This window comes from Saccharothrix syringae (assembly GCF_009498035.1).
Classification (GTDB): domain Bacteria; phylum Actinomycetota; class Actinomycetes; order Mycobacteriales; family Pseudonocardiaceae; genus Actinosynnema; species Actinosynnema syringae.
Map to the genome: position 1 here is coordinate 3312229 of NZ_CP034550.1, position 18488 is coordinate 3330716.

General features: G+C 73.7%; 1 protein-coding gene (running past one end of the window). It reads left to right on the top strand.

All coding sequences use genetic code 11. The features are described from left to right. Positions 1–18423 carry the 3' portion of a hypothetical protein gene (locus EKG83_RS15030; protein WP_153278119.1) on the top strand. 14739 nt of this gene lie to the left of the window's left edge, so 18423 of the gene's 33162 nt are visible here — the last part of the coding sequence; its start codon lies off the left edge, out of view; it ends in the stop codon at positions 18421–18423. Positions 18424–18488 lie beyond the last annotated feature (65 nt).

The window sequence follows — 18488 nt, forward strand, 5'->3', positions numbered from 1 at the left end:
GTGCTGACCTCGTCCGCCGGCCTGCTGCCCAGGCACCTGTGGCGGGTCGAGAACACCCGGCTGGCCCTCGGGCCGACCGCCCTGGCACCCGACCACCCCGCCGACGGGGACGTCCTGGTGTCGGCCCCGGACGAGCAGGAGCGGCGCTGGCGCCGCCGCGGGGCCGACTTCCTGCGCCGCGTGGTGCGCCGGCCCAGGCGCGCCGGCGACTCGGACCGCTCGCCCGTCCCCGAGGGGATCGCGGAACTGCCCGCCTGGGACACGGACGTGGCGTTCCACACCAACGTGCCCGCCGAGCTGCCGGCCGTGGAGGCCGTGGAGCGCGTCGGGTGGACCGAGACCGACGTCCACCGCGAGGCGGCCCACGTGCGGGCGCGGATCTGGGACCGCGAGGACGAGTGGGACCGGGCCTTCGGGGTGGCCCACGGCATCGTCACGAGGGTCGTGGACCCGCGCCGGGTGGTCGACCGGGCGCTGCACGCGGACCTGGCCTACCTCGTGGCGGAACGCCTGGTCGGCAACTGGGGCACGGGCGCGTCCACGGCGTGGGCCCGGTCCGTGGTCGACGACCTGGGCCTCGCACCGGAGCCCGAGCAGGACGCCGGCCCCGCGGTCGACCTGCCGCCCGACGGCGGGCCGGCCCGGTGGACCGGGGAGTCGCTGCGGGTGCGCGGGACGGAGGCCAGGCAGCACCTCGACGAGGTTCCGGCCGGCTTCCGGGACTTCACCGAGCGCCACGCGACGCGCCTGGTGCGCTCCGTGGTCCTGGACCCCGACGGGCGACCCGAGGTGCCGGACCTGGTCGCGGTCGTCATGCGCGACCTGACGAGCCAGGGGAACCCGCGGCAGTCCCTGGTGCTGGCCCACTCCATCGCCCGGGACCTGGGGATCGCCCGGGACCTGCCGCCCGTGTACCGGGCTCCCGACATCTCGTTCACCTACCGGTCGGGCAGCACCGAGCCGAACGCCGCGCAGCGGGCCATGGTGCGGGCGAAGGTGGCGGACCTGGTCGCCGAGGCGTCGCTGCGCGTCCGCCGCGGCTACCTGTGGCCGGTGCTCCGGGTCGCCGGTGACCCCACCGGGGCGCGGTTCGTGCTCGACGTCGCGACCGAGATCGCCCCGCAGGTCGTCGTCCAGGCCCTGCCCGGACGGCCCGACGGGGTCGACGTCGTGGTCGAGTGGTCCCGCGAGCTGTCCGACGCCGGGCGGGAGCGCTCGCGCTCGCGTTCGCACTCGCGAGCGCAGTCCCGGTCGTCGTTCCGCGACGGGGCCGAGGCCGAGGCCGGGCCGTCCGACGCGGTCGAGGTCGACTCCAGCCGGATCGGCCTGCACGACGTCGCCTACCGGACCCTGGTGCAGGACGGGCAGGCCATCGGCGTCGCCTTCCTCGTCGGCGGCGAGGCCGAATCCGCCGCCGAGGCGTTCCGGAACCGCGCGGCGGACGACCTGGCCGCCAGGGTGGGGGAGCGCGGCGACTTCCACGTCGTGGCCAGGCACGACGCGCGCGGGTTCTTCGTGCCCGCCCGGAGCGGTTCGGGCGGGTGGTGGCTCGACGAGCGCGGGATGGCCCGGTTGGTGATGTCGGTCGGGATCAGCCCGAACGCCACGCTGGTGTTCCTGTCCTGCCTGGTCACCGACCCCAACCCGCTGCGCGCCGCGGTCTGGGAGCGGGGGCACCGGGGTACCGTGACGACCTTCTCGGACCGGGTGCAGCTCAAGCCGTCCGGCCAGGTCGACCTGTGGTCTCCGGACACGTTGGTGCTGCCGTCGCCCGGTGCGGTGCTGCTGGACGACCGCGGCGGGAGCGACGTGGTCGACCTGGGCCCGAACGACGCGGGCGTGGTCGGCATCGTCGTCCCGACCGGTCCGGACGACCTCGGGCGCTGGCGCGACGTGCACTCCCGCGCGACCGGGGTCACCGCCGAACCGGTCGAGATCCAGGTCTACGCGTCCACGGCCGGCGGCCGGTTCCGGGACGGGAACGGCGAAGTCGGGCCCGCGGTCCTCGCGACGAACGTGAGCACGTCCCCGAGCCTGTCCAACGCCTTCCCGTGGACACCGGTGGTGCTGGTGGTGGACCCGCTGGACGGTGTGGACCCCATGCCCGCCGCGGCCGAGTTCGAGGCCGCGCCGGCGCCGGCCGCCCTCCACCCGCGCGTCCTGACCACGACCCTGGCGGCGCTGCCCGGCATCACGCCGGCCGAGGTCGGTCGGCAGGAGGTCGGCGAACAGGATCCGGCGCGGGTGCCGTCGGCGGACTCCACCGAGGACCCGTCGACCGGCGGGCGGGTGCTGGACGGGCGTGGGTACACCTCCCCGCGGTCGATGAGGTGGCTGTCCGGCAGTCGTGCGGCCGCTGCGGCCCGACCTCCGCTCGCACCGGCGGACCCGTTCCCCGCCGACCGGTGGTCGCGGTGGCTCCGGAACTCGGTCGTCCCGGACGACGCCCAGCTCGACGAGTGGGCCGAGTTCCTGGGACCGGACTACTTCGGCCTGCGGGTCCCGCCGAGGACCCCGGCCTTCCTGCTCGGCCTCGACCACCGGGAGCTGACCCCCGGGCAGGTCGTCAGCCTGCTCCGGGCGATGGACCTGGTTTCGACCGGTCCGGTGGCCCCCATCACCTCGGCGGGCCTCGACGACCGGGTCGAGCTGGTGCTCGTCAGCGACCGGCGGGGCACCGACCGCACCGCCTGGGCCCCGGTCGGCGAGCAGGCCCCGCTGCCCGAGGTGCTGTCGCTGCCGAAGCTGATGCACTCGATCTGGCTGGGTGGCCCCCTGGCCGACCGCGGCACGACGGGCGCCTTCCGGCGTCAGGTGGCGGCCCGAGCGCGGCTGGCCCCCCGCTGGACGCAGGTCGTGTGGACCGACGTGTCCCGGGACGAGGTGCGGCGCGCGGTGTCCGCCCCGGACGGCGCGACCGGTCGCCTGGCGGACGTGCGGTCGATGCGGGAGTGGGCGCGGGACAACGGCGTCGTCCTGGTCAACGTGGACGAGTACTTCCACGAGGCGAACCCGCTGCGGTTGCACGGACCGGTCGCGACCGAGCGGGCCAAGCTGGTGCCGTCCGGCTACGCCGCGGCCAGCGACGTCCTGCGCTGGGAGCTGCTGTACGGCGTCGGTGGCGCCTACGTCGACGGCGACAACGCGGTCGACGACGTGACCGCCATCGAGGACGTGGTGTCGACGCCGGAGGCGTACGCCATCTCCGTCCCGCCCGTCGACAGCATCGGCAACGAGGTGGTCGTCGTGCCGCGGGACCACCCCGTGGTGCTCGCGCAGCTCAACGTCCTGTTCCGGTCCTACCGGTCACCGCAGGACGAGGTCGTGGACCCGCTCCTCGACGGTCTGGACTTCGACCACTACCGGGATCGGCGGCACGGCCACCTCCAGGCCCGCCGCCACTCGGTCATGGGCCGCACCGGACCGGGCACGCTCACCGAGCTGGCGATCGGGCTCGGCACGAGCACCGCGGAGATCCCCAGGGTCCGGGACGGCATCTCCGACTCCGGCAGCCTGAGCTGGGCCGGTCGACCCGCGGCGGAGCCGTCGCCGGACATGGGCGGGGCCGAGGTCCTGCACACCCTGCAGCGGGTGGTGCACACGCTGGTGCGCGACGTGGTCAACCGCAGGGGGGACCTGCACCTGACGGCCGTGGAGCCGGTCGTGAACCGGCTCCCCTCGCCGGAGGACGGGTGGACCGCCGTCCTGGAGTTCCTGGCGTCCCGCCCCGAGATCGCCGACCTGGTCGAGTCGGTCACCCTGGTGCGCGCCGACCAGCCCGCCGACGCGGAGGTCGTGCTGCCCGACCGGGCCTGGCGGTACCTGGGGGTCGGCTCGGAGTTCTCACACCTGCGCGGCGAGCTGCTGGTGCCCGCGCGACTGGTGCCCGCCGCCGGGCCGGTGGGCCCCGGTGCCCGCGCGGCCACCGGGAGCACCGTCGCGCCCGGCGGGCAGCGGTCCGTGCCGTTCGGGTTGTCCCCCGCGGACTGGGAGGCGGCGCGGGCGCTCGTCCCGCCGCTGCGGCGCTCGCACCGCTGGCACGACCCGCGGCCCGAGCTCGCCGAGTTCAACCGCCGCACCGAGGACGACCGGGCGCACCGCGCGGAGTTCGGCGCCGAGCTCGACGCCGCGGCGGACCAGGCGCTCCGCGACCGCTTCCGGCACGAGCTGGGGCGCGTCGGCGGTCCACGCCACGCCCCGGTCACCGGTGCCGCCGTCGACGCCGCTTTCGACGTGCGCCGGGTGGAGCACGCGGGCCGACGGGTCACCGAGCTGACCGTGCGCATCGCCCTGACCCCCGCCGGGACGGTCGGGGCGCGGGAGGCCGACGCGGTGTGGTCGGCCCTGGAGACCGGGGTCGAGGAGGTCTACAACGCGCCGGGGCACGTGTTCCGCACCGGCCCCGCCGGTGACCGCCTGCTGGTCCGGGTCGAGCGGGTGGGACCGGGGGGCGATCCGCACCGGGTGGTCGTGCTCACGGACGACCCCGGCGTCGGTCCCGACCAGGTCACGTGGCGCGTCGACCGGCCCGCGGCGGAGTACGCGCACGAGCTGGGGCACCAGCTCGGGCTGCGGGACGAGCACCGCGAGCGGCCCGAGGCCGCCGACCGCCCGGAGCCGGACCGGGCGGCGGAGCCGCCGCACGTCCCCGGTTCCCTCATGGGCGACTACCGGTTCCCGGGGGACGACGGCCTGGTGCGCGGCGGCCTGCGGCCCCGCCACCTCGACCTGCTCGGCACGGTCGTGGGCGACGTGCCGCCGCACCCGCTCGCCGAGGCGCCGCCGCCGAGCGGTCCGGAGGTGGTGCACCGACCGCTGCACGACCGGCGGGGACGCGTCGTCGGCGTCGCCTTCCTGGCCGGCGCGGAGGCGGACCTGGTGGAGGAGGCGTTCCGCAACGGCGCCGCGGCCGGGGACGGCGCACCGCGGTTCTCCGTGGTCGGGCACCACGGAGCCACCGGGTTCCGGGTGCCGCTGCGGGGCGGTGCCGAGGCGGTCGTCCCCAACGACACCTTCCTGCGGCTGGCGCTGGGCGCGGGTCGCGTCGACCCGCGCGCCGAGCTGAACGTGCTGAGCTGCGTGGTCGGCGAGGCGGACGCCGCCGAGTTGCGGCAGCTCGCCCGGGACCTCGGTCACGAGGGCGCGGTGCGGACGTTCCGGTCGAACGTGCTGCTGCGGCGCGACGGCCGGTCCGCCGTGCTGCCGGCCGGGTACGAGCCGCCCGCGTCGGACCAGTGGGTCGTGCTCCTCACCGGTGCGCGCGAGGCGGTCGACCTCAGGGCCACCCCCCACTCCGCCGGGGCCACCGCGTTCCCGCGCCTCCGGGTGGACGCGGAGGTCTGGCGGGACCACCACGGCACGGTCCCGGTGCCGGTCGAGTCCGCGGCGCCGTACTACGTCTACGTCCACGGCACGCCGGACGGTGCTTTCCTGGTCGACGGCGAGCGGGTGGACGGTCGGGGGCTGGCCCGCGTGCTGCGCCTCCGCCCGGCGTTCCGGCGCGCGGGCCGGGTGCCGGTGCTGCTGGTGGTCGACCGGCCCGCCGAGGTGTCGGTGTCCGCGCTGCTCGAAGGACCGGTCGAGGACCACGACGGCACGGCGCACCTCGCGGAGGCGCGGGAGTTCGCCCGTGCGTTCCGGCACCGCGGCCGACCGCGCCTGGTGGTCACCAACTCGCGGGCGGGCCTGTCCGGTGCGGAGTACGAGGTCGTGTCCGACGTGACCGCGGAAGACCTCTCGGAGACGGTGCTGCCGGACATGGAGGGGCGCACCTCCGCGCTCGCCTACCCGGTGGCGCACCAGGATGAACGGGAGCTGGCCCGATACCTGCGCATGAGCACCGCGCAGGACCTCCGCCTCGTCGCCACGGCCCCCGACGGCGCGTCCGTGCGGTGGTCGCCCGCGCCGTGGGTGGACAGCACGGGGGAGGGGCGGACGCCGCCGTTGCGGTTGTTCCTGCACAGCCGTGGTGGTCGGTTCACGGCGCGGGTCGTGAGTGGTTGGCGGGTGCGGCTGGGTGCGGAGGTGACGTCGCCGCTGGTGGTCGCGACGGCGGATTCGTTGCGGCGGTTGGATGGTGTGGTGCGGGCTCCGCTGGTCCTCTACACGGAGGATGCGGTGGGTGATCGGAAGTTGAACCGGCGGTTCTTGTCGTCGTTGCGCGAGTTGGAGGGGGCTCGGCAGACCTTCGACTACTCCGGTCCGCTGTCGTTCAAGGGCGACGAGTTGCCGTTCCCCACGTTGCACGGTGCCGACGGGTTCGCCTCGGGACCTCCGCCCGCGCCCGGCGACCTGGTGCGCGCGGTGCGGGACGACGTCATCGGTTTCCCGGTCGACGGGCAGACCGTGGAGGACATCTACCAATTCGCCGCCTTGGTTGGTGGTGGTGGGGTGGTTGTGGGGCCGTGGGGTGGTGTGCGGCCGTTGTTCGTGGTGGTGGTTGCGGGTGGTGATGGGTTTGCGCGTGTGTCGGGAGTGGGTGGTTTTTCGCTGGAGTTGAGTGGTGGGGAGTTGTTGGAGCATGTGGTTTCCGATGGTCGGGTGAGTGGGGTGTTGGCTGCTGATCCGGGTCGGCCGGTGGTGTTGGTGGGGCCGGGTTCGGGTCGTGCGGTGGTCGGTGATCTGGGTTATGACTTCGCGGGTGCTTTGCATCGGCGGGGGGATTTCCGGTCGGTGTTCGTGGCTGCCGGTCCGTCCGTGGTGGGCGGTGGTGGTGTGCGGGTGGCCGGTGGTGCGGGTTTTGTGGACGTGTCGGGTTTGCGCGCGGGTGATGTGCGGGTCAGTTGGATTCCGGCGGCTGATGGGCGTGCGTTGGTGTTTTTGGTGCGGAGGGAGGGTGATCAGGGGCGGTTCGAGGAGTTGACGCGGTGGGCGGCGGGGGTGACGCCGGAGTCGTTGGAGCGGGTGTATTTGTCGGATGGGCGTTCGGCGCCGTCGCCGTGGCGCAGGGGTCGGGTGCCGGTGGTGGTGTTGGCTTCTCGCCGTGGCGAGGGGTATCACGTGGAGCGGGTCGACGGGGTGGTGCTGGACCCGGTTTCAGGTGCGGGTTTGGCCGAACTGTTGGTCGACGACCTGTACGTGCGTACCGCGGCAGGTAGCAGTCCGGCGACCCCGTTCATGCTCTCCGCACTCGACGGACCGACGATCGACGTGATCGGCTTCGCGAAGGGCATGGCCCCTGGCGGGTACTCGCGCGAGTTCTACCAGCCCGTCGGCAGGTTGCTGTTCACCCGGCACGGGCAGATCACCCTGAGCGGCAACGGGCTGCAACAGGTCCCGCCCATCCCGCCCGGTGGCGACGACGTCCAGGTCCTCCCGCTGGTCGACCCGAAGACCGGTCAGGTGTACGGGCAGGCGTACCCGTACACCGACGAAGACCCGCGCGTGATGGTCACCTACTCCCGGCTGGAGGCGAGCCGGGCCGCGGGCCACTACTTCACGGAGGTCGTCACGGACGACGGCCGTCGGGTGCTGCGGGCGATCCGCAAGCCGTGGCCCGCCGGCACCTGGCAGTTCAGGCTGCACGGCGCCCCGAGCGGTTTCGTCGTCCGGATGCGCACGCGCCTGCCCGCGCGAGGCGGCGACGCCCTGCTGGTGTCGGGGGAGCAGGCCGCGAAGCTGTTCCGCGGCGCGTCGGTCCTCCGCGCGGCGCGGCCCGAGCCGAGCGGGCCGTTCCTGATCATGTCGTGCAGCGTCGATCGGCAGGGCGGTGGGGGTGACACCCAGGCGTACCGGCTGTGGCGCCAGTGGGCCGTCGACCACGAGGTCGACGCGGCTTTCTACGCCGCCAACTTCAACGTCTACACGCGACCCGACGGCACGAACGCGGTCGAGGACGAGGGACGGTTCCACCGGGTGCAGGAACCCGGAATGCTGCACGACCCCGTCGAGCGTCAACCGCAGCTCGACGTCCCGGCACCCCTCGAACTCCGCAACGTGGTGTCCGTCACCCTGGCGGACGAGTCGGGGAACCCGGTCGGCGTGGGCTTCCTGGCCGGTGGGGAAGCCGAGGTGGTCCGGTCGGCGTTCACCGCGGGGGTCGCGGGGAGGGTCCCGGGAGCCGCTGCCGACGCGCGCCGCTTCTTCGTCGCGGTGCACCACGACGAGCACGGGTTCCGCGTTCCGCTGACGACAGGGCGGACCGCGGTGCTGGACGACGTCGCGTTCCTGAAGCTGTCGCTGACCGCGGGGCTGCACCGCGACGCGACGTTGACGTTGCTGAGCTGCTCGGTCGCCGACGGCGAGGCGCTGCGCGCGGCCGCCGGGGTGGTGGGGTTCCGGGGCGGGGTGGTGTCGTTCCCGCAGCGGGTCGAGCTGACCGCCTCGGGTGGCTTCCGGCTGCTGGAGGTCGGCGAGACCGCGCCCGGGACGTCCGACGCGGTCGTCCTCGACGGTGACCGGAAGGTCGCCGTGTTCGCGCCCGTGGCCGGGCGGGACGCCGGTTGGGGCGACTTGCCGCGCCGGATGCCCGCGCACGGCGGGGGAGCGGAGGCCGTGTACGCCTTCGTGGACCTCGGGGAGCAGGGCTTCCTGGTCGAGGGCGTGTGGTACGACGGTGCGCGGTTCGCGGCCGAAGCCGCGGTGGCACCGGCCTTCCGGGACTCCGAGCCCACCGCGCCGGTGGTGCTCGTGGTCGCACCCGCCGCGGTGGGGCAGCGACGGCTCCAGCACGCGCGGGAGTTCGCCCGGGCCCTGCGCGGTGACGGACCGCCACGGGAGGTCCTGGTCAACACCCGACCGATCATGGTCGACCCGGCCACCGGGTTCGTCGACACGCAGGACGCGGGCTTCGAAGTCGTCTCGTCGCCGGTGGACGACACCGTGCCGGTGCCGGGCGGAACCCCCGGCGCGCGTTCGGGCGGCGCCATCCGCTCGGCGAGGCGCGGTGGGCAGGCGGGTCACGACCGTCGCCGCACGGGCTCCCAGGCGCCTGTTCCAGGCGAGTTCGCCCGCACCGACCGGGCCGCCGGGGGCGTCTGGTTCCGCCGGCTGCACAGCGACGACTCGCTGTGGCGAGCGCACTACGGCACGGTGCCTTTCCGCGATGCCTCCCCCGCGCCGTACTACGTCTACGTCCACGGCACGCCGGACGGTGCTTTCCTGGTCGACGGCGAGCGGGTGGGCGGTCGAGGGCTGGCCGGCAGGCTGCGCGCGCTGCCGGGGTTCAAGCGGGTCCCCTTCGCGGTGCCGGTGCTGCTGGTGGTCGACCGGGCCGCCGAGGTGTCGGTGTCCGCGCTGCTGGACGGACCGACCGGGGTGGAAGACCCCGAGGCCCACCTCGCGGAGGCGCGGGAGTTCGCCGAGGCCCTGCGGGACGACGCGCGACCGCGCCTGGTGGTCACCAACTCGCGGGCGGGCCTGTCCGGCTCCGACTACGAAGTGGTCTCCGAGGTGATGCCGCACGACCTGGCGTCGCTGACTCCGCGCGACGTGGAGGGGCGCGCCTCCGTGCTCGCCTTCCCGGCGCAGCACGAGTACGCGGTACGGCTGGTCCAGTACGCGACCGGCAGCACGGTGTACGACCTCCGCGTGGTCGCCCAGGACCAGGGTGCCGAAAACGCGGTTTGGGCGCCCGCGCCGTGGGTGGACAGCGCGGGGGAGGGGCGGACGCCGCCGTTGCGGTTGTTCCTGCACAGCCGGGGTGGCCGGTTCACCGCCTGGACCGCGGGTGGTTGGCGGGTGCGGTTGGGTGCGGAGGTGACGTCCCCGCTGGTGGTCGCGACGGCGGATCTGCTGCGGCGGTCGGGTGGTGTGGTGCGGGCTCCGCTGGTCCTCTACACGGAGGATCCGGTGGGTGATCGGGAGTTGAACCGGCGGTTCCTGTCGTCGTTGCGCGAGTTGGAGGGGGCTCGGCAGACCTTCGACTACTCCGGTCCGCTGTCGTTCAAGGGCGGCCCGATGTTCTTCCCCACGCACACCGGCGAGTTCACCTCCGGACCGCCACTGGCGGCGGGTGACCTGGTGCGCGTCGTGCGGGAGGACGTCGTCGGCTTCCCGGTGGACGACGCCGGCGCCCGCGCGATCGCGGAGTTCGCCGCCTTGGTTGGTGGTGGTGGGGTGGTTGTGGGGCCGTGGGGTGGTGTGCGGCCGTTGTTCGTGGTGGTGGTTGCGGGTGGTGGTGGTTTTGCGCGTGTGTTGGGGGTTGGTGGTTTTTCGCTGGAGTTGAGTGGTGGGGAGTTGTTGGAGCATGTGGTTTCCGATGGTCGGGTGAGTGGGGTGTTGGCTGCTGATCCGGGTCGGCCGGTGGTGTTGGTGGGGCCGGGTTCGGGTCGTGCGGTGGTCGGTGATCTGGGTTATGACTTCGCGGGTGCTTTGCATCGGCGGGGGGATTTCCGGCCGGTGTTCGTGGCCGCTGGTCCGTCCGTGGTGGGCGGTGGTGGTGTGCGGGTGGCCGGTGGTGCGGGTTTTGTGGATGTGTCGGGTTTGCGCGCGGGTGATGTGCGGGTCAGTTGGATTCCGGCGGCTGATGGGCGTGCGTTGGTGTTTTTGGTGCGGAGGGAGGGTGATCAGGGGCGGTTCGAGGAGTTGACGCGGTGGGCGGCGGGGGTGACGCCGGAGTCGTTGGAGCGGGTGTATTTGTCGGATGGGCGTTCGGCGCCGTCGCCGTGGCGCAGGGGTCGGGTGCCGGTGGTGGTGTTGGCTTCTCGCAGTGGCGAGGGGTATCACGTGGAGCGGGTCGACGGGGTGGTGCTGGACCCGGTCTCGGGTGCGGGTTTGGCCGATCTGCTGGTCGACGACCTGTACGTGCGTACCGCGGCAGGTAGCAGTCCGGCGACCCCGTTCGTGCTCTCCGCGCTCGACGGACCGACAGTCGGTCTCCACGACTTCGCGAAGGGGATGCGCCCGGGCGGGTACGCGCGTCAGTTCTTCGGCTACGACGGCTTCGAGTTCGTCGCGGGGGGGAAGCTGCAACTCAGCCACCCGAACGGTGAGATTTCCAACCCGGCACTGCCCGAGGGCGACGAAGTCCACGTCCTCCCGCTGGTCGACCCGAGGACCGGCCAGGTCTACGGGCAGCTCTACCCGTATGCCAACAGCGACCCGCACTCGATGGTCACCGTCTACCGCGCGGTGGCCGCGAACTCGGCGAACCACTACTTCAGGAGCCGCCGCACCGAGGACGGCGGCACCCTCCTGGAGGCGATCCGCAAGCCGTGGCCCGTCGACGCCTGGCAGTTCGCGGGGCATGGCAACGCAGAGGGGTTCACCTTCCGGATGCGCACGCGTCGTCCCGGGCTGGGCGGCGACGCCTTCACGCTGCCGGGTGAGCACGCCGCGAAGGTGTTCTACAGCTCGTCGATCTTCAAGGCCGCGGGTCGCTCGTTGAACGGGCCCTTCCTCCTGGGCGCCTGCCTGGTCAACACGCGGGACGAGCAGGGGAACAGCCAGGCCCTGCGCTTGCGGCGGAAGTGGAACGAGGACCACTCCGTCGAGGCGACCTTCTACGCCGCCGACGCCATCGTCCACTCCGGACGTGACGGCCGGTACTCGGTCGAAGACAGCACGATCAGCCGCGTGAGATCCGCCAACGCGTCGCCGGAACCCGTTGAACGCCTGCCGGAGTTCGACCACGTCCTCCCGCCGGAAGACCAGGAGGCGTCCGTCACGCACCTGGCCGGCGCGGTGTCCGCGGACCTCGCCGAGTCGTCGGACGTGGCCTTCACCGACCTGGTGGACGGGCGCGGTGTCCTCGTGGGCGTCGGGTTCCTGACCGGCCGTGAGGCCGACATCGCCCGGGAGGCGTTCCGCAACGGCGCCGCGGAGGCGGTCGCACCGCCCCGGGGAGGTGCCTCCCGCTTCTTCGTCGCCGTGCACCACGACGAGCGCGGATTCCACGTGCCCCTGAAGTCGGGCGGCGTCCGGGTGTTCGACGACCACTCGTTCCTGCGGCTGCCGGCCGTGATGGGCGCGTTGCGCGGCGGGCGGACCTGGCTGACGCTGCTGAGCTGCTCGGTCCAGGACACCCGTGCCCTGCACGGCTGGGCCTCGGCCACCGGGCGGTCCCCGCAGGTGGAGAGCTTCCCGGGCAAGGTGGAGCTGTTCCGGTCCGGCGCCGTCCGGTTGCTGCCCCCGGACGAGGTCGCCTCGCCCGCGGGTGACGACTCGGTGGTGCTGTTCGGCGGACCGGAGCCGGTCGACCTGGGGGTCGCCCCGTCGGCGTTGGCGGGTTTCGCCTTCCCGAGCACACCCGGGGACCTGGAGCGGTGGCGGAGCATCCACACCGGACTCGTGCCGTCGTCCGACCACAAGCCCGCGGTGAACGTGTTCGTGGGGTTCGGCAGCGGTGCGTTCCTCGTCCGCGGCGCCCCGGTGTCCCCGGAAGCCCTGGCGGCGGAGGTGACCCGGTTGGAGAACTACTCGGGGGTCGCCTCGACCAACCGGCTGCTGCTGCTCGTCGACGGCGTGACGGGGGACGAACACGTGCCGGTGGCCTTCCGGTTCGTCGCGGCGCTGAGGGGTGACGGCCCCTTCCGCCACGTGACGACCAACACCCGTCCGGTTCCCGCGCCACCACCGGGCGGGCAGGTCGTCCTCCCCCCGGACGGCACCAGGTTGCTGCCGCAGGTGCAGGCGACCGACTTCGAGCACGAGTCGCTGGTGGACGCGCACCGGCGCGAAGTCGGCCTGGTCTTCCCGTACTCGGACGCCGCGCCGCCGGTGGAATCCCTGTGGTCGCTCACCGACGAGGGCTTCCAGCTCGTCCGGGTGTTCGACGCGGCGACCGATGAAGTGGTGATCGCGCCCTGGGCCGGGGTGATCACGTCCGGCCGGGCCCGGCCTTTCGTGCTCTACCTGGCCGCCATCGACGGGCGCTACCGGCTCTCCGTCGGCGACGACACCTCCATGGGCCTGACGGCGGAGCACGTGGCCACCGTCCTGACCGGGAACCCGCTGTTCCGGCGCTTCCTGGACGAACCGGTGCGGCGACCGCTGATCCTGCTGACGAAGGAACTGCCGTCGTCCGATCCCGCCGCGACCCCCGACGTGAACACCGGGCTGAACGAGCGGTTGCTGCGGAAGTTGTTCGAGCTGTCGGGGCCGAGGCCGACCTACGAGTACACCGGTCCCCTCGTCGCCGGCCACAACGCCGTCGCCGAGCTGCGCCCCGACCGCATCCACCCGGGGCCCGTGCCGGCGCCCGCCGAGGTCGTGGGGGTGGTGCGCGACCACGTGTTCGCCTTCCCGCCCGGAGCCGGTCCGTCGGCCCTCCCCGACGTGGTGGCGGCGTTGACGGGCGGTCACGCGGCACCGGTGGGCCCGTGGGGTGCCGCGGAGCCGTCGGCAGTGGTGGTCGTGTCGGGCACCACCGGTTTCGCGACGGTGTTCACGCCCGACGGCAGGGCGATCGAGATGGACGGTGACCAGTTCGGGCGTTCGCTGCTGCGGGACGGTGACTTCACCTCGCGCCTGCTCGGCCACGCGGGTCCGGTCGTGCTGCTGGCGGATTCCGCGGGTTCGCGGGTCGGGTTCGGCGGGCTCGGCTTCGACTTCGCGGGGGCGTTGCGCGCGGCGGGCTTCTTCCACGACGTGTACGCCCTGGCCGGTGGCGGACCGGAGGTGGTGGCCGGAGCTGTCGTCCCGCAGCAGGGCGCGCGGTTCGAGCTGGTGTCGGTGTTGCGCCCGGGGGACGTGCGCAAGGACGTCATCCGCGACAGGTACGGGAACGTGGTCGCGATCCTGCTCCACTACCACCTCAAAGAGAGGATGGAGGCGGTACTGCGGTCCTGGGCCACGGGCCTGAGGGCGGTGAAGGTGGCGCAGTACGAGCGCGAGGCAGAGCGCGTGACGGCCAGGTCGCCGTGGATGAAGGACGTGGTCCCCCTGATGTTGGTCGCCGCGAGGCGGGAGGACGGCTACGAAGCGGTGCGCGGTGACGGTGTGACGATCACGTTGTCGCCCTCGGAGCTGAGCGCGGTGCTGGCCGACGACCTCGACGTGCGCGAGGGAGCCGGCAACTGGTCGGCCGTGCCGTTCCTGCTGGTCGCGGTCGACGGGAGCACCGTGGGAGCGCAGGAGATCGCCGACGGCATGACCGCCGGGGGCTACCTGCGGGAGGTGGTCTACCCCGACCGGGGCAGCATGTTGTTCAGCGACGACGGCTTCCTGGCCGTCACGGAGGGCAAGCTGGTTTCCGCCAAGCCGACCCAGAATGCGTACCCGGTGACCAGTCACCCGTTGTTCGACCGGAACGGGGTCCTCATCGGCGAGAACTTCCCGGTCCGGACCATGGACCGGCTCTTCGCGTCGGCCTTCGCGGCGAGCGGGGCGATGCGGGACTCCGACCACTACTACCTCATGCGCGAGGTCGGACCCGGCCAGGAGCCGCTGCTGACCAAGGCCCGGTTGCCCTGGGCGGATTCGCCCCTGCTCCCCTGGCACGCCATGGTGCACGGCGGGTCGTTCGGCGTGACGTTCAGCCTGCGGACCGGCAGGCCCGACCGACTTGGCGACCTCGCCCCCAGGAGCGGCGTGCAGGCGGCGGCCACCATCGTGGCCACGGACCTGTTCGCGCGTGCGAGCACGGTGCCGGGTACCCCCGTCGTGCTGGAGTCGTGCGACGTCGCCGCTCCCGCGGAGGGGGACCGGGTGCCCGAGACCTCTGCGCTGCGACAGCTGCTGGAGAACTTCCACCGGGTTCCCACGCCGGTCTACGGCGCGACCGACGTCCTCACCACCGACATGGCCGCCCGCGTGCGCATGGTCAGGTGGCCGGGGCAGCTGACCGAAGCCCTGCCGCCGGGCGCACCGCTCACCCCGGTGGTGGTGGTGCCGGAGCTGGATCCGCGGGACGTGACGCTCGTCGACCTGGTGGACGAGGTGGGCGGGCACGTGGGCGTCGGGTTCCTGGACGGGCGCGATGCGGTGATCGCGCGGGAGGCGTTCCGCGGCGGCGCCGCGAACGGCATCCCGGCCGGTCCCCCGGGCGGACCCCGGTTCTTCGTGGCGGTCCACCACGACGAGCGCGGCTTCCACGTCCCGCTCAAGTCGGGCGGCGTGGCGGTGCTGGACGGCTACTCGTTCGGGCGCCTGTTCACCGCGGTGAACGCCGTGGCGCTGCCCGGTCCCTACCTGACCTTGCTGAGCTGCTCGGTCGCCGACTCCCTGGCCATCTCCGCCCACCTGGAGCGGTCGAACCGGAGGGCCCACGTCCAGGTGTTCCGGAACAAGGTGGAGCTGTACCGCTCGGGCACCTTCCGGGAGTGGCCCGCGGGGGTGACACCGCCCGGGTCGGAGGACTCGGTGGTGCTCTTCGGTGGCTGGAGCAGCCGGGCCGAGTTCGACGCGCACGCGGGTGCGGCGGGGGGCATCGCGTTCCCCACCGACCGGGCGCAGAAGTCCCGGTGGAAGGACCTGCACCGGAGGATGGCGCGGATTCCCGGCCTGCCCGCACCGGTGTACACCTACCTGAACTCCGCCGACGACCGGTTCACGTTCCGCGGCAAGCCGGTGGAAGCGGCCCGCCTGGCCGCGGAGCTGCGGTCGTCCCGGGCCTACCGGAAGGCGGACCCGGCGGCGCCGGTGGTGCTGGTGGTCGACGGGCCCGCGCGGGCCGGCCTCGTCGACGCGGCGCGCCACCTGGCCGGCGAACTGCGCGTGCACGACGCGGACCGCCGCGTCCTGCTCGTCGCCGGCCCGGCGGGCACCGGCGCCGGGGAGGTCGACGTCCGGCGCGCCGGCCTGCGCCAGGTGTCGCCCGTGCGGCCCGACGACGTGGTGTGGCGACCGCTGCACGACGCCCGCGGCGCCGGCTACGGCGTCGGCTTCCTGGCCGACCACCGGCAGAGCGCCGCCCTGGCGGCGACCGGCCCGGACATCACCGAGCACGCTTTCCGCATGGTGACCGTCAACCGGCGGGGAGGGGGGTTCACGGCCGAAACCCCACCGTGGGCCCGTGCCGCCGGCGGCCGGGCGCGACCGGCGGTGGTGTACGTGCAGGGCGACTCGCGGAGCTTCCTGGTGGCGGCGCGCGACGGCTGGGCGGTGGCGCTCGACCCGGTGGCCATGGCGACGCTGCTGCTGGCGAACGACTTCTTCCGGGCCCTGGTCGGGGGAGCGGTGAGACCCCCGCTGATCCTGGTCAACCAGGCGAGCCCGAGGGCCGCGGTGATGACCGGGCTGCTGGGGACCGAGCTGCGCAGGCTGATCGGACCCCACCCGACCTACGGGTACACCGGCCCGTTCTGGCTCCGCAACGGCGTGGGGCTGTTCACGCTGCCCCCTGGCGGTCGCCCCGTCGACATCGCACCGCCGCTGTCGCTGGAGCAGGTGCTGCACCGGACGTCGGGTGCGGTGCTCGCCTTCGGCAGCCGCGGCCCCGGTGGCGCGGCGCTGGACGCCGTCGTCGCCGCGGTCGGCGGTGGCGCACCGGTCGTGGGTCCCTGGGGGGACGAGTCGCCGCTGCTGATCGCGGTCGAGTCAGCCGAGCGGTTCGCGACGGTGTACCCGCCCTCGGGGGGCGGCGTCGAGCTGACCGGTGCGGAGCTGGGGCTGATGCTGCTGGCGGATGACGGCTTCACCGCGCTGCTGGAGGCGCACCGCGGCCCGGTGGTGCTCCTGGGCGAGCGGGCCGGCGACCGGGTGGCCATCGGTGGCCTCGGGTTCGACTTCGCGGGTGCGCTGCGCGGGAAGGGCTTCTTCCACGACGTGTACGCGCTGTCCGGCGGCGGGGTGCGCCCGGCGGGCGGTGCTGTCGTGCCGCGGCGGGACGCGGAGTTCACGTCGGTCTCGGTGCCGCGCGCGGGGGACGTGCGCACCGAGGAGCTGCTCGGCCCCGACGGCCGGGTGGTCGCCCTCCTGGTCCGCTCGCCGGGCGACGACGACCGGTCGCGGGCGCTGCGGGCGTGGGCCGCGGCGGTGCCGCCGGACGGCCCGCTGTTCCAGCGCTCGTCGGACGGCGCCGAGGTGCCCCGGCCGTGGCGGGAGGGGACGACGCCGGTGCTGTTCCTCGCGACGCGCGTGGCGGACGGCTACGGCGCTGTGCGCGCCGACGGCGCACCGGTGCTGCTGTCCGACGACGACCTCGCGGACACCCTGCGGGACCACGGAGCGGTCCGCGCGGTCGCGGGGTCGCGGTCGGACGACCCACTCGTGTTCCTCGCGCTGGACGACGCCGCCGTGGACGTGGGCGCCTGGGCCGCGGGCATGGCGGAGAGCGGCTACTTCCGCGAAGTGCACCACCTCGACGGACCGGTCGAACCGGGAGCCGGCGGCGTGCTGCTGGTCGGTGGGACGGGCACGTGGCGCACCGAGGCGCCGGTGCTGGGCGCGGAGGTGATCAGCCACCCCTACCTGGCACCCGGTGACACGCGCCCCGGCGGGCAGTTCTTCCCCCTCGTGCCCCTCGACGCGTTGCACATGGCGTCGGCCTGGTTGCGGGAAAAGCGGTCGAACCCGTCCCACTACGCGGTGACGAGGGCGACCGGCGACGACCAGCGGCCCGGTGGGACCACCCAGGTGTCGGTGCGCCTGCCGTGGGCGCGGTCCACGCTGCCACCCTGGTACGTCGACGGGCACGGCGGCGAGCAGCACATGACGTTCCGCCTGGGTACCGGCGATCCCCTGGTGCCCGGTGACGTCCTGCGGATGGGCGGCAAGGCCGCGGCGCGGGTGATCGCGTCCAGTGCGGCCTACCGCCGGGCCGCACTGCCCGCCGGTACCCCGCTGGTGCTCGGCGTGTGCCGGATCGGGGCCACTCCCAAGGACGGCGGGCCGTCGACGGCGTACCTGATGCGGGAGGAGTTCGAACAGATCCGCCACTCGCCCACGCCCCTCTGGGCGGCGACGCAGGTCATGGACCACAGCGTCGACAGCGGCATCCGCACGGTGCACGCGGGAGGCCGCTACGTCGAGGCCCTGCCGCCGGGGGCCGAGCAGGCCCCGTTGGAGGAGGTGCCCGTCCCCACCATCGTGGACGCGTCGTTCGTCACGCTGACCGATGGCGGCGGCGGTGTGGCGGGCCTGGGCTTCCTGGTCGGTCGGGACGCCGAGATCCTGAGGGAGGCGTTCGGCAACGGCGTCGCGCGGCACTTCCCCGACCCCGGTCCGCGGCGGTTCTTCGTGGCGGTGCGGCAGGACGACAGGGGCTTCCACGTGCCGCTGCACTCGGGCGGTGCGGCAGTGCTGGACGCCTCCGCGTTCATGCGGTTGCTGCTGGAGTCCGGGGCGGTGGACGGGAAGGCGGTGGTGACCTTCCTGAGCTGCTCCTCGCCCGACCTGCACGGCCTGGACGAGGTGGCCCGGCAGTGGGGGCACACCGGCAGGGTCGACGTATACGCGACCGGCGTCGAGTTGACCAGTACGGGCATGTTCAGGGTGGTCCCGCCCGACGAGGTGCCACGGCCCTCCCGGAACTCGCTCCTGCTCGTCGCCGGCCGTGTTTCCGCTGGTGGAGGCTTTCTCCCCGACTTCGAAGAACGCGTTTAGAACGGCTTCAGACGGGATGTGGTGATCCTTCGGCAGGCTGCGCCGCAGAACAACCGGAGTCGTTC